We start from the raw sequence: 22,418 nt of genomic DNA, 5'->3' as shown, positions 1-22,418 counted from the left end.
CCTGCACGCGCACCGGCATCCGGCTGCACTCAGGCATTTTTGAAATGAGAAAAAAAGTCCATTGTTGTGAGAAATAAAGTCCATCGCTTGCAAACGTGTACCAGCAATTTCAGAAATCTCTGAAAATCACCCTCTCCTGACCTGAGTCATGGCAATAAAAAAAGGCCGCAGATGCGGCCTTGGTAGCGAGAGTGAAGCGCCCTATTTGCGACGTTGCAGCCAGGCGATCAGCTCGCCCATGATGCCCTTGCGGAACAGCAGCACACAGAGCACAAAGATCAGGCCGGTGACGATGGTGACCGACTCGCCCAGCGTGCTGAACCATTCCACGCCGGTTGCATGGGCCAGGAAGCCGCCGAACTCACCAATCTTGTTTTCCAGCGCCACGACGACCGCCGAACCCAGCAGCGGACCCGACAGCGTGCCCAGCCCCCCCCATCAGCGTCATCAGAATCACATGACCGGAGGTGGTCCAGTGCACATCGGACAAGGTGGCAAAGCCCAGCACCAGGGTCTTGAGGGAACCGGCCAGACCCGTCAGGGCCGCAGAGATGACAAAGGCCAGCAGCTTGAAGCGGTTGACGTCATAGCCCAGCGAGATGGCACGCGGCTCGTTCTCCTTGATGGCCTTGAGCACCTGCCCGAACGGCGAGTGGATGGTGCGCACGATGAGTAGAAAAGCCGCTGCCACAATGATCAGCGCCACGTAGTACATGACCATATCGCTGCTCAGATCGATCACGCCGAACAGCTTGCCACGCGGCACGCCCTGCAGGCCGTCTTCGCCGCCTGTGAACTTGGCCTGCAGCGCGACAAAGAACAGCATCTGTGCCAGCGCCAGCGTGATCATGGAGAAATAAATGCCCTGGCGACGGATGGCCAGCCAGCCAAAGATCAGGCCCAGCAGACCGCCGACCGCCGTACCCAGCAACATGCCAACTTCGGGCGTAAAGCCCCAGGCCTTGATGGTGTAGCCCGCCACATAGGCCGCACCGCCCAGAAACGCGGCGTGGCCGAAGGACAGCAGACCCGTATAGCCCAGCAAGAGATTGAAGGCCGAAGCAAACAGTGCAAAGCACATCAGCTTCATGACAAAAACCGGATAGGCACCGAGGAAGGGCGCGACGATCAGGCCCAGCAGCAGCAGGCCGTAGCCCACGGGGGCAATGCGTTGAACAAGCGTCTTGGATTTCATGTCGTGCCCCTCTTATTTTTCTTTACCGAACAAGCCAGCGGGGCGAATCAGCAAAACAATGACCATGATGAAAAACACGACGGTGGACGATGCTTCAGGCCAGAAAACCTTGGTCAGCCCTTCGATGACACCCAGCGCCAGACCGGTGAGGATGGAGCCCATGATGGAGCCCATGCCGCCGATCACCACCACGGCAAACACCACGATGATCAGGTTCTGCCCCATCAGCGGCGTGACCTGGTAGACGGGAGCGGCCAGCACGCCGGCAAAAGCCGCCAGCGCGGCACCGAAGGCATAGGTCAGCGTGATCATCACGGGCACGTTGACGCCGAAAGCCTCGACCAGGCGCGGATTTTCGGTACCGGCACGCAGATAGGCGCCGATGCGCGTCTTCTCGATCACAAACCAGGTGGCTACACACACCACGATGGAAGCCACGACCACCCAGGCACGGTAATTGGGCAGGATCATGAAGCCCAGATTGGTCGCGCCTTCGAGCAGCTCGGGCGTGTCATAGCCCAGGCCCGAGACGCCATAGACGGAGCGGAACACCCCCTCGATCAGCAGCGACAACCCCAGCGTCAGCAGCAGGCCGTAGAGATGATCGAGCTTGTAGATCCAGCGCAGCAAGAAGCGCTCGATCAACACCCCCAGAATCCCCACCAGCACCGGCGACAGGATCAGCATCACCCAGTAGTTGATGCCGAAATAGCTCATGGCCATCCAGGTGCACATGGCCCCCAGCATGAACAGGGCGCCATGCGCAAAGTTGATGACATTGAGCAGGCCGAAGATCACGGCCAGGCCCAGACTCAGAATTGCGTAGAACGAACCGTTGACCAGCCCCAGAAGGAGCTGGCTCATCAGGCCGGGCAATGAAACGCCGAAGATTTCCATGAGAGATACGCTGGTGAGGGTGAGGTCTGCATCAAACCGGTAGTGCCATTACTTCCAGAGCGCGCACTTGGTTTCGGCCTTGGTGGTCCAGACCGTCTCGGCAGGCAACTTGGTCAGCACCTTGAGGTAGTCCCAGGGCTTGGTGGATTCGCTGGGCTTCTTGGCTTCGACCAGATACATATCGTGGGCAAACGTACCGTCGGGACGGATCACGCCCTTGCCGTAGAAGTCGTTGATGGGCGTGCTCTTGAGGTGGGCCATCACCTTGTCGGCATTGGTGGTCTTCACCGCTTCGACGGCCTTCAGATAGTTCATCACGGCCGAGTAGTCGGCGGCCTGCACATCGGTAGGCATGCGCTTGGTCTTGGCAAAGAACTTGTTGGCGAACTTGCGCGATTCGTCGTTCATGTCCCAGTACCAGCTGGTGGTGTGCAGCAGGCCTTCGGTGTTCTTCAGACCCAGGCTGTGGATGTCGGTCAGAAAGACCAGCAGACCGGCGGTCTTCATGGTCTTGTTGATGCCGAACTCCTTGGCGGCCTTGATGGCATTGATGGTGTCGCCGCCCGCATTGGCCAGACCCAGGATATGGGCCTTGGAGCTTTGCGCCTGCAGCAGGAAGGACGAGAAGTCCGAGGCATTGAGCGGGTGCTTGACCGAGCCCAGCACCTTGCCGCCCTTGGCGTTGATGACCTTGGTGGTGTCGGCCTCCAGTGCCTGACCGAAGGCGTAGTCGGCCGTCAGGAAGAACCAGTCCTTGCCGCCACGATCCACCACGGCACCGCCCGTGCCCTTGGCCAGGGCCACGGTGTCGTAGGCGTAGTGCACGGTATAGGGGTTGCACTGCTCGTTGGTCAGCGCGGAAGAGCCCGCGCCGCTGTTGAAGTGAACGCGCTTTTTCTCGTTGGCGATCTGGGAAACCGCCAGAGCCGTGCCGGAGTTGGTGCCGCTGAAGACCATGGAGATACCCTGCGTATCAATCCATTCGCGCACCTTGGAGGCAGCGATGTCGGCCTTGTTCTGATGGTCTGCGCTGACCAGCTCGATGGGCTGGCCCAGGGCCTTGCCACCGAAGTCGTCGATCGCCATCTGCATGGCGACCGCACCGTTCTTGCCCTCCACGTCGGCGTACAGGCTGGACATATCGGTGACGAAACCGATCTTCACCTTTTCCTGGGCCTGGGCCAGGGGGCTGGACAGACCGGCCACGGCCAGCATGCAAGAGAGAACGCTCAGTTTTGCTTTCATCTTTATCTCCACGGGTTGGATCTCTGTTGTGAACGAATGGGAGGTGCTTGCAGGCTCAGACGCCCAGCAGCTCGTTGAGCACGGACATCTTCTCGTCCAGTTCGCTGGCTCCGAAGCGCAGGGCGACATGGCCGTGCTCGACCACATAGAAGCGGTCGGCCAGCGGCGCGGCAAAGCGGAAGTTCTGCTCCACCATCACCACGGTGTAGCCCTTTTCGCGCAGCGTGGTGATCATGCGAGCCAGGGTCTGGACGATGACGGGGGCCAGGCCTTCGGAAATTTCATCAAGCAGCAGCAGGCGCGCACCCGTGCGCAGGATCCGCGCCACGGCCAGCATCTGCTGCTCGCCGCCCGAAAGGCGCGTGCCCTGGCTGTTCCTGCGCTCATAGAGGTTGGGGAACATCTGGTAGATCTCGTCGATGCTCATCCCCGGCTCGCCGGTCTTGAGCGGCGGCGGCAGCATCAGATTCTCTTCACAGGACAGGCTGGAGAAAATGCCGCGCTCCTCGGGGCAGTAGCCCACGCCCAGGTGGGCGATCTTGTGCGTGGGCATGTGAATGGTTTCCACGCCGTTGATCCTGATCGAGCCCTTGCGCGAGCCGGTCAGCCCCATGATGGCGCGCAGCGTGGAAGTGCGCCCTGCGCCATTGCGGCCGAGCAAGGTCACCACCTCGCCGGGATTGACCACCAGATCCATGCCATGCAGCACATGGGATTCGCCATACCAGGCATTGAGTCCCGAAATTTCCAGCGCCGGAGTACTTGTCTTATTCATTCGTCTCACTCAAATCACGCACGAAACCATCAAAGAGGCAGCGAGGAAGGGCCGCCCCGCACCGAGGTTGCCGTCCCCCTCAGGGGGAAGCCGCAAAGCGGCACAGGGGGAACGATCAATGCGCCCCCTGAAGCTGTCCGTCCGTGGTCCCCATATAGGCTTCCATCACCTGCGGATTACGCGAAACCTCTTCGTAGCGCCCTTCGGCCAGAACGGCGCCGCGCTGCAGCACGGTGATGCGATCGGCGATGGTGGCAATCACCTTCATGTTGTGCTCCACCATCAGGATGGTGCGGCCGGCAGAGACCTTCTTGATGAGCTGGGTCACGCGGTCCACGTCCTCATGGCCCATGCCCTGTGTGGGTTCGTCCAGCAGCATCAGCTCGGGCTCCATGGCCAGCGTGGTCGCAATTTCCAGGGCGCGCTTGCGCCCATAGGGCAGGTTCACGGTCACTTCATCGGCCAGGTCCTGCAGCCCGACTTCGGTCAGCAGCTCCATGGCGCGGTCATTGAGCTGATTGAGCGTCTTCTCGCTGGTCCAGAACTGATAGGCCGTGCCCAGCTTGCGCTGCAGGCCGATGCGCACGTTCTCCAGCAAGGTGCAGTGAGGAAACACGGCGGAAATCTGAAACGAGCGAATCACGCCACGTCGCGCAATCTGTGCCGGCGCCTCGCGGGTAATGTCCAGCCCGTTGAACTGGATGCTCCCGGAAGTGGGCTCCAGAAACTTGGTCAGCAGATTGAAGCAAGTAGTCTTGCCCGCTCCATTGGGCCCGATCAGCGCGTGAATGGAGCCACGCTGCACGGCCAGATCCACCTTGCTGACGGCGGTAAAGCCTTTGAACTCTTTGGTGAGTTGCCTAGTTTCGAGAATAAGGTCGCTCATGCGCTGGCCGTCAGTCCTGAATGCTGCAAAACAAAGAGGGGAGCAACTTGATGTACTTCCTCTGCCTGAGCGGCATCTTGGTCTTTCATGCTGCAGTGCCGCAGCGGGAAACTCCTAGGAATGAAGAGCCGTCGGACTTATGCTTTCCCTAACCCTCCATAAAACAAATAGCAACAACAGAAGTAACTGCAAACTTCAAACTCATCGCAACTGCAAGTCACGCCAGAGACAGCGGCATCCCCAGGAATATCAGCATCTACTTCGGAATCTCTAAGAAAGCTTATGCCTTATACATATTGCGCTATCAATATTAATAAGACTGGGCGAAATGTGCCCTCATAGCACAGCACTCCCCAGATTGGCCCTGATGCCGTAAACCCTGAGTCGCTCAATTCCCACTGGAGTAACCAGGTTACTAGCCCAATGCTCGCAAATATGCTTGCCATTTGTCGCCCTCAAAAACCAAGGGCGACAAAGAACAGCCATATCGCTATAAATTTAAAAGCTGCTTCCGATTGCCTCATATGAATTTCATGTTCTTTTATCCATGAAATAAATACTCAATAGGCGATAGCAGCTATCAAATTATTCAGCAATCGATGCCTGAGGCCATGCCTGCAAGACCTGTCGCGCTGCTCTTGAGTTCCTGCGTGAAAACGCATGGAATAAAACCCCTTGCAGAACTGTTTACTGCAGGTCAACCACAAGGAGAGACCTCATGTTTCGCATCGCTTCTCTGACGCTAGCTTCCGCCGCCCTGTTGGCGGCCTGCTCGACCGGCTCGGTCACTTCGGCAAAATCCCCTGCCACCACCCTCAACGGCGTGCTGGTCGGACCAACCCAGATGACGCTCTACGTCTTTGACAAGGATGCCGCAGGCTCCGGCAAAAGCGTCTGCAACGGCGGCTGCGCCACCAACTGGCCGCCTTTGATGGCCCCCGCGAATGCGGCGCCAATCGGCGACTGGAGCGTGGTGATGCGCGACGACGGCAGCAAGCAATGGGCTTACAAGGGCCGCCCCCTCTATCACTGGGTCAAGGATGCCAAGCCCGGCGACATGACGGGTGACGGCTTCCTCAATAATAGCTGGCATGTCGCCAAGCCCTGAGTGAAGGTCGACGCCGCCCTGGTCCATATTCCCCGCCTGCGCCGCTATGCGCGTGCGCTAGCGGGCGATGCCGCGCTGGCAGACGATCTGGTGCAGGACACCCTGGAGCGCGCCTGCCAGAAGTGGGCCTTGTGGCAGCCGCCGGCAGCCGCCTCGGCCGAGCAGGTGCAAAAAGCCTTGCTCAGCTGGCTGCTGACCTTGATGCACAACCTCTATGCCAATCAGTGGCAGCAGTCGTCGCGGCATCGCATGGTGGCGCTTGACGAGGCGCAGGACACGCCTCACGACCCCATGCCCAGACTGACGCTGCAGCTGGATCTGGAGCGGGCCCTGTCCCATCTCACGCCGCAGGCACGCGAGGTGCTGCTGCTGATCGGCATGGAGCAGTTCAGCTATGGCGAAGCCGCGCAGATGCTGGGCGTTCCCGTGGGAACGGTGATGTCGCGCCTCTCGCGCGCCCGCGAGCAGCTCAGGCGCCTCATGGAAGGAGAAAGACCCGCGACGACCGTGTTGAGGGCTGTCAAATGAAGGAAAGTGCAATGACACCCCAGCGCCCCGATGAAACCACGCTGCATGCCTGGGTGGATGGAGAGTTACAACCCGATGCCGCTGCGACCGTGGCGCAATGGCTGGCCGAACACCCCGAAGAAGCAGCGCGCATGGCCGCCATTCAGGCCCAGAACGCGGGCCTTCAGGCTCTGCATGCGCAATTGCTCGAAGAGCCGGTCCCGCCCCGGCTCATACTATCCCTGCAAAAGCCGGCGCTGCAGTGGCGCTGGCAACATGCGCTGGCCGCAGGCATCATGCTCAGCGTGGGCCTGGGACTTGGCTATGGTGCAGGCCAGCAAAAATCCGGCTCACTGCCGGCCGACACGGCCGTGCAGTTGCCAGGCTTTGTCCGCGAGGCGGCTGCGGCCCATGCCGTCTATGTGCCCGAGCAGCGCCACCCCGTCGAGGTCGCGGCACAGCAGCAGGCGCATCTGGTGCAGTGGCTGTCCAAGCGGCTGGGAGTTGCGCTCAAGCCGCCGGTGCTGGAAGCCCAGGGCTTTCATCTCATGGGCGGGCGGCTGCTGCCCGGGGAGACCGGCCAGGCCCGCGCCCAGTTCATGTACGAGGATCAGGCCGGCCAGCGCGTCACCCTGTATGTCTCGGTGCTCAAGCCCGGGACGGCAGCCACCTCCGCCCCTGCGTCCTTTCAATGGAGCAGCGACGGTGCAAGCCATGGCTTTTACTGGATCGATGGCCGGCAAGGCTATGCCTTGAGTGCCTCCCTGCCGCGCGAGCGCCTGCAGACTCTGGCCAACGCGATCTATCAGCAACTGAGCTGAAGCCGCAGGGCGCTGACCGGAAGCGGGGTTGTCTTATTGCAGGCTGCCGCTGCCGCCTTCGCCACTGGCCGACTCGGGCAAGGCCAGGGGCAGAACGCCAATGCCCTCTTCCAGCAGCTCCATGGCCTCCTGGGCGCTGGTCTGGCCGCGAATGGCGCGCTCCTCGGTTTCACCGTAGTGAATGCGGCGCGCCTCTTCGGCGAATTTTTTGCCGACGTCCTCGGTATTTTGCGCAACCTGGCGCGACCACTGCATCCAGGCGGCATGCATGGACTGCAGATGTGCCCGCGCCTCGGCGCTGATCTCGGGTACGGCGACGGAAAGCTCCGGCGCTGCGGCAGGAGCCGGTTTTGCAGTCGGGGCAGTTTTTGGCGGCTGTGCGCCCAGATTGAGACGGGGAGCACTCAAGCGCTTGGTCACATCACTGTCGCCGCAAACAGGACATTCCACCAGCTTGCGCTGCAGCTGATTCTGAAAATCATCTTCCGAAGCAAACCAGCCTTCAAAGACATGGCCTGCAGGGCAGTGAAGATCAAGCACTTTCATGGCGCCACTCAACCCTTGCGGTGAACCAGATAGCGATAAACGAAGCCGGGAAATGCCAGCGTCAAAAACAGCGTAGCAGTAATGGCATAGAACTCCCAGCCTTGGGGAGATATCTGGCCGGCGCGGCGCTCCAGCAGCAAGCCCAGGCCGCCCACCAGCAGATACAGGGCAATCATTTCCAGCAGGCGCACCCACAGCGGCTTGCGACCGGCCATGACGGGGCCGACAATGCCCAGACGCTGGTTGATAAAAGGCAAATTGGCTGCCACAAGGGCAGCCAAGATGATGAGCCAGATAGAGGCGGTTATAGACACAAAGCCATTCCTAGAAAAAGCGATGAGGGCATCAAGCCCTCATCACGTTCGTCTTATCAGGAAGCCAGGGCACGCACAACGGCGTCAGCGCACAAGGCCATCAGACCGCCAGGCAGTATGCCCAGCAGCAGAACCAGCGCACCGTTGATCGTCAGCACAACGCGCACATCCAGAGGAGCAGACACGCTGGTAGCAGTGATTGGAGCATCAAAGTACATGACCTTGACCACGCGCAGGTAATAGAAGGCACCGATCAGCGACATGATCACGGCAAACACGGCCAGACCGATGTACAGGCTGCTGCCCGAAGCGACCAGGGCCTGCAGCACGGACAGCTTGGCGTAGAAGCCGACCAGCGGAGGAATACCGGCCATGGAGAACAGGCAGATGGCCATCACACCGGCGTACAGCGGGCTGCGCTGGTTCAGACCGGCCAGATCGGCGATCTCTTCGCTTTCAAAGCCTTCGCGGGCCAGCAGCAGGATCACGCCGAAGGAAGCCAGAGCGGTCAGCACATAGGTCACGATGTAGAACATCGCCGAGCTGTAGGCGTTTTCGACGGTGGCAGGATCGACCTTGCCGTCCACCACACCCGACATCAGACCCAGCAGCACAAAGCCCATCTGGGAAATCGTCGAGTAAGCCAGCATGCGCTTGAGGCTGGTCTGCTGCAGACCGGCCAGGTTGCCGATGAGCAGCGAGCAGACGGCCAGCACCATCAGCATCTGCTGCCAATCGATGGCCAGCGGCAGCAGGCCGTCCACCAGCAGGCGGATGGTCATGGCAAAGGCAGCCAGCTTGGGCGCGCCGCCGATCAGGGCGGTGATGGCGGTAGGTGCACCCTGGTAGACGTCGGGCACCCACATGTGGAAGGGAACCACACCCAGCTTGAAGGCCAGACCGGCGACCACGAAGACCAGACCGAAGACCAGCACCTGGTGCTTGATTTCACCGGAATTGATGGCCTTGAAGACCTGTCCGATATCCAGCGAACCGGTGGCACCGTAGAGCATGGACATGCCGTACAGCAGGAAGCCGGAAGCCATGGCACCCAGGACGAAGTACTTCATGGCGGCTTCGACGGACACGGTGTGGTCACGGCGCAGAGCCACCAGCGCATAGCTGGACAGTGTCAGCAGCTCCAGGCCCAGATACAGGACCAGGAAGTTGTTGCCGCTGATCATGATGAACATGCCCAGCAGGGCCAGCATGGACAGTGTGAAGAACTCACCGCCGCGCAGCATGTCGCGCTCGGCCGCATAAGGGCGGCCGTAGACCATGGTGATCATCACGGCGATAGTGGCAAAGCACTTGAGCCAGTTGCCCATGGCGTCCGAGACAACCATGTTGCCCCAGCCGTAGAAGGTATTGCCGCTCGCGGCGTACATGCCTTGCATCACCGCCACGACAAGCAGGGTGAGCATGGTCAGAACATAGGTGCCGGTGCGACGGGCGCTCTTGACGCCCAGGTCCACCAAGGCAATGACGCAGGCCATGACCAGGAGAGTGATCTCCGGGTAGATCGCCAGCCAGCTGATGTTGTCAATCATCTCGTGTCTCTCGTTTCAGTCTGGTCAGTTGAGCTTGCTCACAGCCACATGCTTGATGAGCTCTGCCACAGACACATCCATCACATCGGTGAAGGGCTTGGGATACAGACCCATGACCAGCACGGCCGCGGCCAGCAGGCCCAGCACCAGGAATTCGCGGCAGTTGATGTCCTTGAGTTCAGCCACATGGTCGTTGGCCACGGCACCCAGGTACACGCGCTTGTACATCCACAGGGTGTAGGCAGCGCCGAAGATCAGAGCGGTTGCAGCGCCCAGACCAATCCAGAAGTTGTATTGCACGGCACCCAGGATCACCATCCACTCGCCGACAAAACCGGCGGTTGCAGGCAGACCACAGTTGGCCATGGCAAACAGCAGGGCAAAGGCAGCGAACTTGGGCATGGTGTTGACCACACCGCCGTAAGCGGCGATTTCACGCGAGTGAACGCGGTCGTACAGCACGCCGATGCACAGGAACATGGCGCCGGACACGAAACCGTGGGCAATCATCTGCACCAGGCCACCGGAGATGCCCAGGTTGTTGAACATGAAGAAGCCCAGGGTCACAAAGCCCATGTGAGCCACGGACGAATAAGCCACCAGCTTCTTCATGTCCTTCTGCACCAGAGCCACCACCCCCACATAGATCACGGCAATCAGCGACAGCGTGATCATCAGGCCCGACCACTCATGCGCCGCATCGGGAGCAATGGGCAGAGAGAAGCGCAGGAAACCATAGGCACCCAGCTTCAGCATGATGGCGGCCAGCACGGCGGAGCCGCCGGTAGGGGCTTCAACGTGAACGTCGGGCAGCCAGGTGTGGACCGGGAACATGGGCACCTTCACCGCAAAAGCGGCGAAGAAGGCGAAGAAGATCAGCGTCTGTGCGGTACCGGACAGGGGCAGCTTGTGCCAGTCCAGGATCTCGAAGCTGCCGCCCGACTGGGTGTACAGATAGATCAGAGCGACCAGCGTGAGCAGCGAGCCCATCAAGGTGTACAGGAAGAACTTGAAGGCTGCGTAGATCTTGTTAGGACCACCCCAGATACCGATGATCAGATACATCGGGATCAGAGTCGCTTCGAAGAACACATAGAACAGCATGCCATCCAGAGACGCGAACACACCGATCATCAGACCCGACAGGATCAGGAAAGCGGCCATGTACTGGTTGACGCGCTCGGTGATATTGGTCCAGGAGGCGATCACCACGATGACGGTGATGAAGGCCGTCAGCGGCACAAACCACATGGAGATGCCGTCCACGCCCAGGTGGTAGTGGATGTTGAAGCGCTCAATCCAGAGCGCGTTCTCCACAAACTGCATATTGGCAGTCGTGGTGTCGAAGCCGGTGACCAGAGGAATGGTCACCGCAAAACCGATCAGCGCACCGATCAGTGCCAGCCAGCGCACCGCGTTGGCCTGCCCTTCTTTGCTGAAGGCCAGCAGGAGGGCGCCAAAAGCAATCGGCACCCAGATAGAAAGACTCAACAAACCCATTTTTGTTCTTCCCCTACTACTTGTTGAGCCACACGAAGTACGTCATGAGGGCAACGATACCCAGCAGCATGACCAACGCGTAGTGATAGAGATAGCCTGTTTGCAGGCCGCGCACCCACTGACCGAACTTGGCCATGAGCTTCCAGGAGCCGTTCACGATGGCGCCATCGATGATGGCCTGATCGCCGGCCTTCCAGAAGAAGGTACCGAAGGCACGGGAGCCGCGGGCGAAGATGTTCTCGTACACCCAGTCCACGCCGTACTTGCCTTCCAGAACCTGGTAGAGACCAATCTTCTTGGAGAAAGCCATGATGGCGGCAGGAATCTCGGGCTTGACCATGTAGAACACATAGGACACCACCACACCGGCCAGAGCCAGCCAGAACGGTGCAGCCGTGAAGCCGTGCAGAGCCATGGGCACCCAGCCGTGGATCTGCTCGGCCAGTTCGGCCATGGCGCCATGCTTGGAGCCATCGACGTGGATCACGCCCTTGAAGAAGTCGCCAAACAGCATGGGCATCAATGCAATCGCACCAATTACCACCGAAGGAATGGCCAGCAGCACCAGAGGACCGGTCACCACCAGAGGCGACTCGTGGGGCTTGGCATCATGGCCATGGCCGTGGTCGTCATGACCGTGGTGGTCATCATGGTGGGCATCGGGGTTCTGGTCGTAGCGCTCCTTGCCGTGGAAGACGATGAAGTACAGACGGAAGGAGTAGAAAGCCGTGATGAACACACCGGCCAGCACTGCAAAATTGGCAAAGCCGGCAGCAGGCAGGTTGGAAGCGTGAACCGCCTCGATGATGGCATCCTTGGAGTAGAAGCCCGAGAAGAACGGCGTGCCGATCAGCGCGAGGTTACCCAGCAGGAAGGTGATCCAGGTGATGGGCATGTACTTGCGCACGCCGCCCATCCAGCGGATGTCCTGATTGTGGTGCATGCCCATGATGACGGAGCCGGCACCGAGGAACAGCAGCGCCTTGAAGAAGGCGTGGGTCATCAGGTGGAACACGGACACCGAGTAGGCCGACACACCCAGAGCGATGGTCATATAGCCCAGCTGGGACAGCGTGGAGTACGCAATCACGCGCTTGATGTCGTTCTGGATGATGCCCAGAATACCCATGAACAGCGCTGTGATGGAGCCGATCACCAGGATGAAGTTCAGCGCAACATCCGACAGCTCATACAGAGGAGACATGCGCGACACCATGAAGATGCCGGCCGTCACCATGGTCGCCGCGTGAATCAGCGCGGAGATAGGCGTGGGACCTTCCATGGAGTCCGGCAGCCAGGCGTGCAGCGGGAACTGGGCCGACTTGCCCATCGCGCCGATGAACAGGCAGATGGCAGTCACGGTCACCAGCAACCAGCCCGTACCGGGCAGCTGGGTGTTCTGGATCTCTGGCAGCTTGGCAAAGATTTCAGAGTAGTTCAGCGTGCCGGTATAGGCAGCAATCAGGCCGATACCCAGAATGAAGCCGAAGTCACCCACGCGGTTGACCAGGAAGGCCTTCAGGTTCGCGAAGATGGCCGTAGGCTTCTTGTAGTAGAAGCCGATCAGCAGATAGGACACCAGGCCCACGGCTTCCCAGCCGAAGAACAGCTGCAGCAGGTTGTTGCTCATCACGAGCATCAACATGGAGAAGGTGAACAACGAGATATAGGAGAAGAAACGGTTGTAGCCGTCATCCTCTTCCATGTAGCCCATGGTGTAGATGTGAACCATCAGCGACACAAAGGTCACCACGCACATCATCATGGCCGTGATGGAGTCGATCAGGAAACCGACTTCCATCTTCAGGCCACCGACAACCATCCAGGTGTAGATGGTTTCGTTGAACTTTGCGCCGTCGAACACGACAGCCTTGAACGTGAGGGCCGACAGAACGAAGGCCAGGAGCACGCTCAGAATCGTCAGGGAACTGCTGCCGGTGCGACCAATCTTGTTGCCGCCAAAGGCCGTGCCCCAGATACCCGCGAGTGCGGAGCCGACCAGCGGTGCCAACGGTACCGCAAGCAGCATGGATGCAGAAAGGGTTTGACTCATTTCTTGAGAACCTTGCAAGTTACGGCGGACTCAACCCTTGAGGGCGTTGAGATCTTCCGCATCGATGCTTGTCTTGTTACGGAACAGCAGCACCAAGATCGCCAGACCGATGGCCGATTCAGCAGCAGCCACTGTCAGGATGAAAAACACGAACACCTGGCCGTGCATGTCGCCCAGATAGCTGGAAAACGCGACAAAGTTCATGTTCACGGCCAGCAGCATCAGCTCGATGGCCATGAGCAAGACGATCAGGTTCTTGCGGTTCAGAAAGATGCCAACCACGGAGAGTGCAAACAGCATGGCACCCAGCGTCAGGAAGTGGCCCAAAGTCAGCGTCATGCTTTTGTCTCCACAGCAGGCGCTGCAGCCGCGGCTTCAGCGTCAGGTTTTTGTGCAGGCTTGGTGCTGTCGACCTTGACCAGCTTGATGCGGTCAGAGGCTCGTACACGAATTTGATCTGCAGGGTTCATGGCCTTGCTGTCCTTGCGCTTGCGCAGCGTCAGGGCAATTGCTGCAATCATGGCCACCAGCAGGATCACGGCCGCAATTTCCACGGGATACAGGTATTCCGTGTATAGCAGCTTGCCCAGAGCCTGTGTGTTCGAGTAAGGAACGGTCTGGCCGGCTGCATTGACCATGGTCGTACCAACAGCCTTGGCGTCTTCGACGTCGCCGAAACCGCCCATCAGCACCATGCCCATTTCAAAGGCGATCAGCACACCGATCAGGGCGGCGAACGGGAAATGCTTCCAGAAGCCGCGGCGCATGGAGTCGATACGGATATCGAGCATCATCACCACGAACAGGAACAGCACCATCACAGCGCCCAGATAGACCAGCACCAGAGCGATGCCGAGGAATTCAGCCTTGAGCAGCAGCCAGATGGCGGCAGCTTGCGAGAAGGCCAGAATCAGATTGAGCACGGCGTGCACAGGGTTGCGAGCCGTGACAACCCGGAAGGCTGCAAACAGCAGCACGACCGAGAACAGATAGAAAAAACCAGTTTTGGCGTCCATGGATCGAATCTTTTCAAGTGATCAAGGAGCCGCTTCAGCGGTACTTGGCATCTGCCGCCTTGTTGGCAGCGATCTCGGCTTCATAACGGTCACCCACTGCCAGGAGCATGTCCTTGGTGAAGTAGAGATCACCGCGCTTTTCGCCGTGGTATTCGAAGATGTGCGTCTCCACGATGGAGTCCACCGGGCAGCTTTCTTCGCAGAAGCCACAGAAGATGCACTTGGTCAGATCGATGTCGTAGCGCGTGGTACGGCGCGAGCCGTCGTCACGCACATCGGACTCGATGGTGATGGCCATGGCAGGGCACACGGCTTCGCAAAGCTTGCAGGCAATGCAGCGCTCTTCGCCGTTTTCGTAACGGCGCAGGGCGTGCAGACCACGGAAGCGTGGCGACTGAGGTGTTTTTTCCTCAGGGAACTGCACCGTGATCTTGCGACGGAAGGTGTAGCGGCCAGTCAGGGCCATGCCCTTGGCCAGTTCCCAGAGCATGAAGCTCTTGAGGAAATCCTTGAAGGAGAAAGGTGTTGCAGCTACTGCAGACATACGTACTCCGCTTATTTCCAGATGTTCCAGGGCGAGTACAGCCAAGCACCCACAACCACCAGCCACACCAGGGTGACGGGAATGAAGATCTTCCAACCCAGACGCATGATCTGGTCATAACGGAAGCGCGGGAAGGTAGCGCGAATCCAGATGAAGCACGACACCACCAGGAAGGTCTTGATCGCCAGCCAGATCCAACCGGGGATGAAACCCAGGAAGTCGAACGGAGGCAGCCAGCCGCCCAGGAACATGATCACGGCCAGGATGGAGACCAGCCACATGCTCGCGTATTCGGCCAGGAAGAAGACCGCAAAGCCCATGCCCGAGTACTCGACCATGTGACCAGCCACGATTTCGGCTTCGCCTTCGACCACGTCAAACGGGTGACGGTTGGTTTCGGCAACGACCGAGATCAGGTAGACGATGAAGATGGGCAGCAGGGGCAGCCAGTTCCAGGACAGGATGCTCATGCCCATGGATGCGAACTGACCTTGACCCTGGCTCATCACGATGGCCGAGAGGTTCATGCTGCCCGTGACCATGATGACCACCAGGAAACAGAAGCCCAGCGCGATTTCGTAGCTCACCATCTGGGCCGAGGCACGCAGCGCGCCCAGGAAGGCGTACTTGGAGTTGGAAGCCCAGCCCGCAATGATCACGCCATAGACTTCGATGGAAGTGATGGCCATCAGCAGCAGCAGACCTGCGTTCACGTTGGCCAGGGCCACATCGGGGGCAAAGGGAATCACCACCCAGGCCGCCAGGGCCGGCATGATGGCCATGACGGGGCCCACATAGAACAGGCCCTTGGCAGCTGCCGTGGGCTGAATCAGTTCCTTGGTCAGCAGCTTCAGGCCGTCAGCCAGAGGCTGCAGCAGACCCGAAGGACCCACGCGGTTGGGGCCCAGACGGATTTGCATGAAACCCAGCAGCTTGCGTTCCCACAGCGTGAGGTAGGCCACGGCACCCATCAGGGGAGCCACGATGGCCACGATGCCGAGCAGAATCCAGATGACGGGCCAGGCCACATCGGTCCAGAAAGGAGCGGCGGACAGGCCCGCGCCCCAGGCTTTCAATGCGTCGATCATGCGGCGCCTCCCTCACGAACCTGACGAGCGTCAGCCGTCAATTGCAGCGACGTAGCGCGGCGCACGATGCTGTCGAGCTGGTAAATGCTGGCGACTGCAGGCGCAGTCACATTGCCGGCGGGCACTGCGCTCACGGCCTGGGCCGCGTTGCTCAGCACATTGGCTGGCACTTGGGCAGCGCCGCCGGTAGCCTCAGCCAGCACGTCCTGCGATGTCTCATAGTCAACGCCCGGCACACCCATCAGGTTGGCCAGCACGCGCAGCACCTTCCATGCGGGACGCGTGTCGGCCAGAGGCTTGACCACGGCGTGGAAGCTCTGCAGACGGCCTTCGGCGTTGACAAAGCTGCCCGAGGTTTCCGTGAACGGAGCAATGGGCAGCAGCACATCGCTGAATTCCAGATTGGCCTTGAAGGGGCTCAGAGTCACCACCATCTCGGCCTTGTTCAGACCGGCGATGGCGGCCTTGCCGGCAGCGCTGTCGAACTCGGGTTCGTTGTTCAGCAAGATGGCAGCCTTCAGGCCACCGCCAATCATCTGAGCCGCATTCAGACCGTTGCCAGCAGGCATGGCCTTGACCCATTGCGCGCCCACGGTGTTGGCGGCTTCGGTCAGATAGCCTACGGCAGCGCCGGTCTGTTCGGCAACCCAGCTGGCCAGAGCCAGCAGTGCAGAAGCCTGAGCATGGTGCGCTGCGGCATTGCCCAGCAGCACGGCCTTTTGCTCGCCAGCCAGCAATGCAGCGGCAATCGCCTTGGCTTCGTCATGGGCCTGACCGGCCACGGGTGCCGAGACACCCTTGGCTTCGGCCACGGCAGCAGCCACATCGGCCAGAGCCTGAGCCCAGTCGCCGGCAGCGACCACCGATGCGTTGACGGGCAAGGCCCAGTCATGGATGCGATCGTTGATGGCGAAGACCTTGCAGCCCTTCTTGGCAGCCTGGCGAATGCGCTGTGCGAACAGCGGATGGTCCTTGCGCAGGTTGGAGCCCACGATCAGAGCCGACTGCAGATTGCTCAATGCAGCGATGGGCAGACCCAGCCACTGCACGCCTTGCGTGGCAGCGAACTCGGCATTGCGCAGACGGTAGTCGATGTTCTCGCTACCGATGCCGCGCACCAGCTTGCCGGCCAGGAACAGCTCTTCCACTGTGCTGTGAGGGCTGACCAGAGCGCCGATGGCGCTGGCGCCATGGTTGCTCTTGATCTGCTGCAGGCCGTTGGCCACATATTCGAGGGCGGTCTGCCAGTCGACTTCCTTCCACTCGCCGCCCTGCTTGAGCATGGGCTTGGTGAGGCGTTCGTCGCTGTTCAGCGCCTCATAGGAGAAGCGGTCGCGGTCGGCAATCCAGCATTCGTTGACTTCTTCGTTCTCGAAGGGCACAACGCGCATGACCTTGTGGTTCTTGACCTGAACGATCAGGTTGGAGCCTGTGGAGTCGTGCGGAGCCACCGACTTGCGGCGCGACAGTTCCCAGGTACGGGCGCTGTAGCGGAAGGGCTTGCTGGTCAACGCGCCCACAGGGCAGATGTCGATCATATTGCCCGAGAGTTCGGAGTCCACGCTATCGCCCACCACGGTGGTGATCTCGGAGTGCTCGCCGCGGTGAATCATGCCCAGTTCCATGACGCCGGCCACTTCCTGGCCAAAGCGCACGCAACGTGTGCAGTGAATGCAGCGGCTCATTTCCTCCATGGAAATCAGCGGCCCCACGTTCTTGTGGAACACCACGCGCTTTTCTTCTTCGTAGCGCGAAGAGCTGCTGCCATAACCCACTGCCAGATCCTGGAGCTGGCATTCGCCGCCCTGGTCGCAGATGGGGCAGTCCAGCGGGTGATTGATGAGCAGGAACTCCATCACCGACTGTTGTGCCTTGATGGCCTTCTCGCTCTTGGTGCGCACGATCATGCCTTGCGTCACTGGCGTGGCGCAGGCGGGCATGGGCTTGGGAGCCTTTTCCACATCCACAAGGCACATGCGGCAGTTGGCCGCAATGGATAGCTTCTTGTGGTAGCAGAAGTGAGGAATGTAGGTGCCGGCCTTCTCGGCTGCATGCATGACCATGCTGCCTTCCGTCACCTCGACCTTTTTTCCGTCCAGTTCAATTTCAACCATATGCTTGTCTCGCGATCAGGCGCTCATGCAGCCTGTTTGGAAGCGTTCTGGATCTTCGCTTCGAACTCGTGGCGGAAGTGCTTGATCATGGCGCGAACCGGCATGGCTGCCGCGTCGCCGAGCGCACAGATCGTGCGGCCCATGATGTTCACGGATACCGAGTCCAACAGCTCGATATCTTCCGGACGGCCTTCGCCGTGCTGAATACGGTTCACCACGCGCCACAGCCAGCCCGTGCCTTCACGGCAGGGCGTGCACTGGCCGCAGGACTCGTGCGAATAGAAGTACGACAGACGCAGCAGGCACTCGACCATGTCGCGCGAATCATCCATCACGATCACGGCGCCCGAACCCAGCATGGAGCCAGCCTTGGAGATGGAGTCATAGTCCATCGTGCAGTCCATGATGATGTCGGCAGGCAGCACGGGCGACGAAGAGCCGCCGGGGATCACGGCCTTGAGCTTGCGTCCGGTGCGCACACCGCCTGCCAGCTCCAGCAGCTTGCTGAAAGGCGTGCCCATGGGAACTTCGTAGTTGCCGGGCAGGTTCACGTCGCCGCTGACCGAGAAGATCTTGGTGCCGCCATTGTTGGGCTTGCCGCATTCCAGATAGGCCTGGCCACCGTTGCGGATGATCCAGGGAACGGCCGCAAAAGTCTCGGTGTTGTTGATGGTCGTGGGCTTGCCGTAGAGACCGAAGCTGGCGGGGAATGGCGGCTTGAAGCGGGGCTGACCCTTCTTGCCTTCCAGCGATTCCAGCAGCGCGGTTTCTTCGCCGCAGATGTAGGCGCCAAAGCCATGGTGGGCATGCAGCTGGAAGCTGAAGCTGCTGCCCAGGATGTTGTCACCCAGGTAGCCGGCAGCGCGTGCTTCTTCCAGGGCCGCCTCGAAGCGCTCATAGACTTCGAAGATCTCGCCGTGGATGTAGTTGTAGCCGATGCTGATGCCCATCGCGAAAGCGGCAATGATCATGCCTTCGATCACGATGTGCGGGTTGAACATCAGAATGTCGCGGTCCTTGCAGGTACCGGGCTCGCCCTCATCCGAGTTGCAGACCAGGTGCTTCTGACCGGGGAACTGGCGGGGCATGAAGCTCCACTTCAGACCCGTGGGGAAGCCCGCACCGCCACGGCCGCGCAGACCGGATTCTTTGAGCGTCGCGATGACCTGATCTTGCGTCAGGCCTTCGCCGCCATCCTTGCCCAACAGCTTGCGCAGGGCCTGATAGCCGCCGCGTGCTTCATAGTCCTTGATGGACCAGTTGCTGCCGTTCAGATCCGCATAGATCTGGGGATTGATGTGACGATCGTGGAAGCAGGTTTCATTGCCAGTCGATGCGAACTTGGCCAGCACGGCATTGGCGGCAGGATTGTTCAGAATCGTGCTCATGCCTTGCCCTCCGCAGCGCGCAGGCCGTCGACCAGCTCGTCGAGCTTTTCATTGCTCATGAAGCTGCACATGCAACGGTCGTTGACCAGCATCACGGGCGAATCGGCGCAGGCGCCCAGGCACTCGGACTGCTGCAGCGTGAACAGGCCGTCCTTGGTGGTCTCGCCCATCTTGATGCCCAGCTTGTGCTCCAGGTGGTGCAAGGCCTTGTAGCCGTCGCGCAGCTGGCATGGCAGATTGGTGCAGACATTGAGCTTGTACTTGCCAACAGGTTGCTGGTTGTACATATTGTAGAAAGTGGTGACTTCGTGCACCGCAATCTCGGCCATGCCCAGGACTTCGGCAATCACTGCCTCGCTTTCCTGGCTGACCCAGCCCTGCTCCTGCTGCACGATAGACAGGCAAGCCATGACGGCAGACTGTTTCTGGTCAGCCGGATACTTTGCCACCTCACGCGCAAAGCGTTCTCTGGTCGCTTCGGTAATCATCGGTCAACGTCTCCAAACACGATGTCCAGGGTACTGAGCACCATCACGGCGTCAGCCAGCATATGGCCACGGCTCAGTTCATCGAGAGCAGCCATGTGCGCAAATCCTGGTGGACGAATCTTCAGTCGATAGGGCTTGTTGGCACCATCGCTGATCAAATAAATGCCGAACTCACCCTTGGGATGCTCGACGGAAGCGTAAGCCTCGCCTTCGGGAACCTTGAAGCCTTCGGTAAAGAGCTTGAAGTGGTGAATCAGCTCTTCCATGTTGGACTTCATGGCTTCACGGCTTGCGGGCGCAACCTTGTGATTGTCCGTGATCACCGGGCCGGGATTGACACGCAGCCAGTCCACGCATTGCTTGATGATCTTGTTGGACTCGCGCATCTCGGCCATGCGAACCAGATAGCGGTCATAGCAGTCGCCCGTGGCACCCACCGGAATATCGAAGTCCAGCTTGTCGTAGACCTCGTAGGGCTGGGTCTTGCGCATGTCCCAGGGCAGGCCCGAGGCGCGCAGCATGGGACCGGTCAGGCCCAGATTGATGGCACGTTCCGCAGACACCACACCGATGCCGACGTTACGCTGCTTCCAGATGCGGTTGTCGGTCAGCAGGGTTTCGTACTCGTCCGCGCACTTGGGGAAGCGCTGCGTGAAAGCATCGATAAAGTCCAGCAGCGAGCCCTTGCGGTCTTCGTTCATGGCCTCCATGGAGCGCACATTGCGCACCTTGCTGGCCTTGTACTGTGGCATGCTGTCCGGCAGGTCGCGATACACGCCACCGGGACGGAAGTAAGCCGCGTGCATGCGCGCACCCGACACTGCTTCGTACATGTCCATCAGCGCTTCGCGTTCGCGGAAGCTGTAGATCAGGATGGTCGAGCTGCCGGCATCGTTGCCCGAGGAACCCAGCCACATCAGGTGATTCATGATGCGGGTGATTTCCGAGAACATCACACGGATGTACTGGGCACGGATAGGCACTTCGATGCCCATCAGTTTTTCAATGGCCAGGCAGTAAGCGTGCTCGTTGCTCATCATCGAGCAGTAATCCAGGCGGTCCATATAGGGCAGCGACTGGATATAGGTCTTGCTTTCGGCCAGCTTTTCGGTCGCGCGGTGCAGCAGACCGATGTGCGGGTCGGCGCGCTGCACCACTTCGCCATCGAGCTCCAACACCAGACGCAGCACACCGTGCGCTGCCGGGTGCTGCGGACCAAAGTTCAGGGAATAGTTCTTGATTTCAGCCATGGTCTTCCGTCAAAAGGCGACGTGCGCCTTTAGTGCAGGCCTCCGCCGTAGTTTTCTTCACGAATGATGCGCGGCGTGATTTCGCGAGGCTCGATCGTGACGGGCTGGTACACCACACGTTGCTGTTCGGCGTCGTAGCGCATTTCCACGTGACCGGACAGGGGGAAATCCTTGCGGAATGGATGGCCGATGAAGCCATAGTCGGTCAGGATACGACGCAGGTCTTCGTGACCCTCGAACACGATGCCGAACAGATCGAAGGCTTCGCGCTCGAACCAGTTGGCCGAGTTCCAGATGGGGTTGATCGAGGCCACCACGGGGAAGTCATCGTCGGCGCAGTACACACGCACACGCAGGCGCTGGTTCAACGTCAGGGACATCAGGTGGGATACAACGGCAAAACGCGGACCGTCCTTGCCGACTTCCGCATAAGTGGAATAGTCCACGCCGCACAGATCCAGCAGCATCTCGAACTGGCAGTCCGGGGCATTGCGCAGAATCTGCATCACGTCCAGATACTTGTCAGCGGATACTTCCACCGTCACTTCGCCATAGGCCAGAGTGACGGAGCGCACCCTGTCACCCAAGGCAGCAGTAACCACATCCCGAAGCTTTTCGGGGTGAATTGCAATTGCAGTCATCTCAGCCCTTTAAACGCGAGCGATGGTGTGGGTACGACGAATCTTCTGCTGCAGCTGGATGATGCCGTAGATCAGCGCTTCCGCTGTCGGGGGGCAACCAGGCACATAGACGTCGACGGGAACAATGCGGTCGCAACCACGCACCACCGAGTAGCTGTAGTGGTAGTAACCGCCACCATTGGCGCAGGAGCCCATGGAAATTACCCAGCGCGGCTCGGACATCTGGTCGTACACCTTGCGCATCGCGGGAGCCATCTTGTTGCACAGCGTACCGGCAACAATCATCAGGTCAGAGTGGCGGGGGCTGGCACGGAACACTTCGGAGCCGAAGCGACCGATGTCATAGCGAGCAGCTGCTGCGTGCATCATCTCCACCGCACAGCAGGCCAGGCCAAATGTCATGGGCCAGATCGACCCTGTCTTGGCCCAGTTCACCACCGTGTCATAACTGGTGGTGACGAAGCCTTCCTTCATCACGCCTTCGATCATCGT

Annotated in this window: 22 protein-coding genes and 1 pseudogene; 3 read left to right on the top strand and 20 right to left on the bottom strand. The window is 59.9% G+C overall.

Annotated features, from left to right (window positions below):
* Window positions 1–201: 201 nt before the first annotated feature.
* The 5 genes and pseudogenes from V8Z78_RS08970 to V8Z78_RS08950 form a co-directional block, all read right to left on the bottom strand.
* Window positions 202–1,195, bottom strand: a pseudogene (locus tag V8Z78_RS08970) (branched-chain amino acid ABC transporter permease).
* 12 nt (window positions 1,196–1,207) lie between these two features.
* Entirely contained in the window at window positions 1,208–2,092 is an 885-nt protein-coding gene (locus tag V8Z78_RS08965; protein WP_003057801.1) for a branched-chain amino acid ABC transporter permease, read from the bottom strand.
* A gap of 48 nt (window positions 2,093–2,140) precedes the next feature.
* Window positions 2,141–3,337 carry an ABC transporter substrate-binding protein gene (locus V8Z78_RS08960; protein ID WP_003064413.1) on the bottom strand — a complete coding sequence of 399 codons (1,197 nt, stop codon included), beginning with the start codon at window positions 3,335–3,337 and terminating at the stop codon, window positions 2,141–2,143.
* Window positions 3,338–3,392: 55 nt separating this feature from the next.
* On the bottom strand, window positions 3,393–4,112 hold the full coding sequence (locus tag V8Z78_RS08955; RefSeq protein WP_003064410.1) for an ABC transporter ATP-binding protein: 720 nt from the start codon (window positions 4,110–4,112) through the stop codon (window positions 3,393–3,395).
* Window positions 4,113–4,227: 115 nt separating this feature from the next.
* Window positions 4,228–4,998: an ABC transporter ATP-binding protein gene (locus tag V8Z78_RS08950; RefSeq protein WP_003064407.1), complete on the bottom strand. Its 771-nt coding sequence runs from the start codon at window positions 4,996–4,998 to the stop codon at window positions 4,228–4,230.
* 718 nt (window positions 4,999–5,716) lie between these two features.
* Between V8Z78_RS08950 and V8Z78_RS08945 the strand changes: the two genes are divergently transcribed.
* From V8Z78_RS08945 to V8Z78_RS08935, 3 genes are read left to right on the top strand one after another with little or no spacing between them, the layout of a single operon-like run.
* Entirely contained in the window at window positions 5,717–6,106 is a 390-nt protein-coding gene (locus tag V8Z78_RS08945) for a COG4315 family predicted lipoprotein (protein WP_003064405.1), read from the top strand.
* Entirely contained in the window at window positions 6,107–6,634 is a 528-nt protein-coding gene (locus tag V8Z78_RS08940) for an RNA polymerase sigma factor (protein WP_003064403.1), read from the top strand.
* A gap of 11 nt (window positions 6,635–6,645) precedes the next feature.
* Entirely contained in the window at window positions 6,646–7,434 is a 789-nt protein-coding gene (locus V8Z78_RS08935; protein WP_034408804.1) for an anti-sigma factor family protein, read from the top strand.
* Between the two features lie 33 nt (window positions 7,435–7,467).
* Here the strand turns inward: V8Z78_RS08935 and V8Z78_RS08930 are convergent, their stop codons facing one another.
* The 15 genes from V8Z78_RS08930 to V8Z78_RS08860 are packed head-to-tail and all read right to left on the bottom strand — an operon-like array spanning window position 7,468 to window position 22,415.
* The gene (locus tag V8Z78_RS08930; RefSeq protein WP_046461244.1) at window positions 7,468–7,980 is read right to left on the bottom strand and encodes a DUF1178 family protein; all 513 of its coding nucleotides are present in this window, start codon (window positions 7,978–7,980) and stop codon (window positions 7,468–7,470) included.
* An 8-nt stretch (window positions 7,981–7,988) separates the two neighbouring features.
* The gene (locus V8Z78_RS08925) at window positions 7,989–8,294 is read right to left on the bottom strand and encodes a DUF2818 family protein (RefSeq protein WP_003057814.1); all 306 of its coding nucleotides are present in this window, start codon (window positions 8,292–8,294) and stop codon (window positions 7,989–7,991) included.
* A gap of 56 nt (window positions 8,295–8,350) precedes the next feature.
* Entirely contained in the window at window positions 8,351–9,844 is a 1,494-nt protein-coding gene (nuoN, locus tag V8Z78_RS08920) for an NADH-quinone oxidoreductase subunit NuoN (protein WP_003064398.1), read from the bottom strand.
* A gap of 24 nt (window positions 9,845–9,868) precedes the next feature.
* Entirely contained in the window at window positions 9,869–11,344 is a 1,476-nt protein-coding gene (locus V8Z78_RS08915; RefSeq protein ID WP_003064396.1) for an NADH-quinone oxidoreductase subunit M, read from the bottom strand.
* Window positions 11,345–11,360: 16 nt separating this feature from the next.
* Window positions 11,361–13,397, bottom strand: a complete 2,037-nt coding sequence (gene nuoL / locus V8Z78_RS08910) for an NADH-quinone oxidoreductase subunit L (protein ID WP_171832483.1) — start codon at window positions 13,395–13,397, stop codon at window positions 11,361–11,363.
* Between the two features lie 30 nt (window positions 13,398–13,427).
* Entirely contained in the window at window positions 13,428–13,736 is a 309-nt protein-coding gene (gene nuoK, locus V8Z78_RS08905) for an NADH-quinone oxidoreductase subunit NuoK (RefSeq protein ID WP_003057821.1), read from the bottom strand.
* Window positions 13,733–14,413: an NADH-quinone oxidoreductase subunit J gene (locus V8Z78_RS08900; RefSeq protein WP_046461243.1), complete on the bottom strand. Its 681-nt coding sequence runs from the start codon at window positions 14,411–14,413 to the stop codon at window positions 13,733–13,735. The genes nuoK and V8Z78_RS08900 overlap by 4 nt, the downstream gene beginning before the upstream one ends.
* Before the next feature lie 34 nt (window positions 14,414–14,447).
* Window positions 14,448–14,957, bottom strand: a complete 510-nt coding sequence (nuoI, locus tag V8Z78_RS08895) for an NADH-quinone oxidoreductase subunit NuoI (RefSeq protein WP_003057824.1) — start codon at window positions 14,955–14,957, stop codon at window positions 14,448–14,450.
* 11 nt (window positions 14,958–14,968) lie between these two features.
* A complete protein-coding gene (gene nuoH, locus V8Z78_RS08890; protein ID WP_003057825.1) occupies window positions 14,969–16,045 on the bottom strand; it encodes an NADH-quinone oxidoreductase subunit NuoH in 1,077 nt (358 codons plus the stop codon).
* Window positions 16,042–18,159 carry an NADH-quinone oxidoreductase subunit NuoG gene (gene nuoG, locus V8Z78_RS08885; RefSeq protein WP_003064390.1) on the bottom strand — a complete coding sequence of 706 codons (2,118 nt, stop codon included), beginning with the start codon at window positions 18,157–18,159 and terminating at the stop codon, window positions 16,042–16,044. The genes nuoH and nuoG overlap by 4 nt, the downstream gene beginning before the upstream one ends.
* 23 nt (window positions 18,160–18,182) lie before the next feature.
* Window positions 18,183–19,547, bottom strand: a complete 1,365-nt coding sequence (gene nuoF / locus V8Z78_RS08880; protein WP_003064388.1) for an NADH-quinone oxidoreductase subunit NuoF — start codon at window positions 19,545–19,547, stop codon at window positions 18,183–18,185.
* Window positions 19,544–20,035 carry an NADH-quinone oxidoreductase subunit NuoE gene (gene nuoE / locus V8Z78_RS08875; protein WP_003057829.1) on the bottom strand — a complete coding sequence of 164 codons (492 nt, stop codon included), beginning with the start codon at window positions 20,033–20,035 and terminating at the stop codon, window positions 19,544–19,546. The genes nuoF and nuoE overlap by 4 nt, the downstream gene beginning before the upstream one ends.
* Window positions 20,032–21,285: an NADH-quinone oxidoreductase subunit D gene (locus tag V8Z78_RS08870; RefSeq protein ID WP_003076498.1), complete on the bottom strand. Its 1,254-nt coding sequence runs from the start codon at window positions 21,283–21,285 to the stop codon at window positions 20,032–20,034. The genes nuoE and V8Z78_RS08870 overlap by 4 nt, the downstream gene beginning before the upstream one ends.
* 29 nt (window positions 21,286–21,314) lie before the next feature.
* On the bottom strand, window positions 21,315–21,926 hold the full coding sequence (locus V8Z78_RS08865) for an NADH-quinone oxidoreductase subunit C (RefSeq protein ID WP_012837316.1): 612 nt from the start codon (window positions 21,924–21,926) through the stop codon (window positions 21,315–21,317).
* Between the two features lie 9 nt (window positions 21,927–21,935).
* Window positions 21,936–22,415, bottom strand: a complete 480-nt coding sequence (locus V8Z78_RS08860) for a NuoB/complex I 20 kDa subunit family protein (protein ID WP_003057832.1) — start codon at window positions 22,413–22,415, stop codon at window positions 21,936–21,938.
* Between the last annotated feature and the right edge of the window lie 3 nt (window positions 22,416–22,418).

Source organism: Comamonas sp. wu1-DMT, assembly GCF_040187805.1.
GTDB lineage: Bacteria > Pseudomonadota > Gammaproteobacteria > Burkholderiales > Burkholderiaceae_C > Comamonas > Comamonas thiooxydans.
Note: the sequence above shows the minus strand (reverse complement) of the source record. Positions and strands in the feature narration are given on the sequence as shown.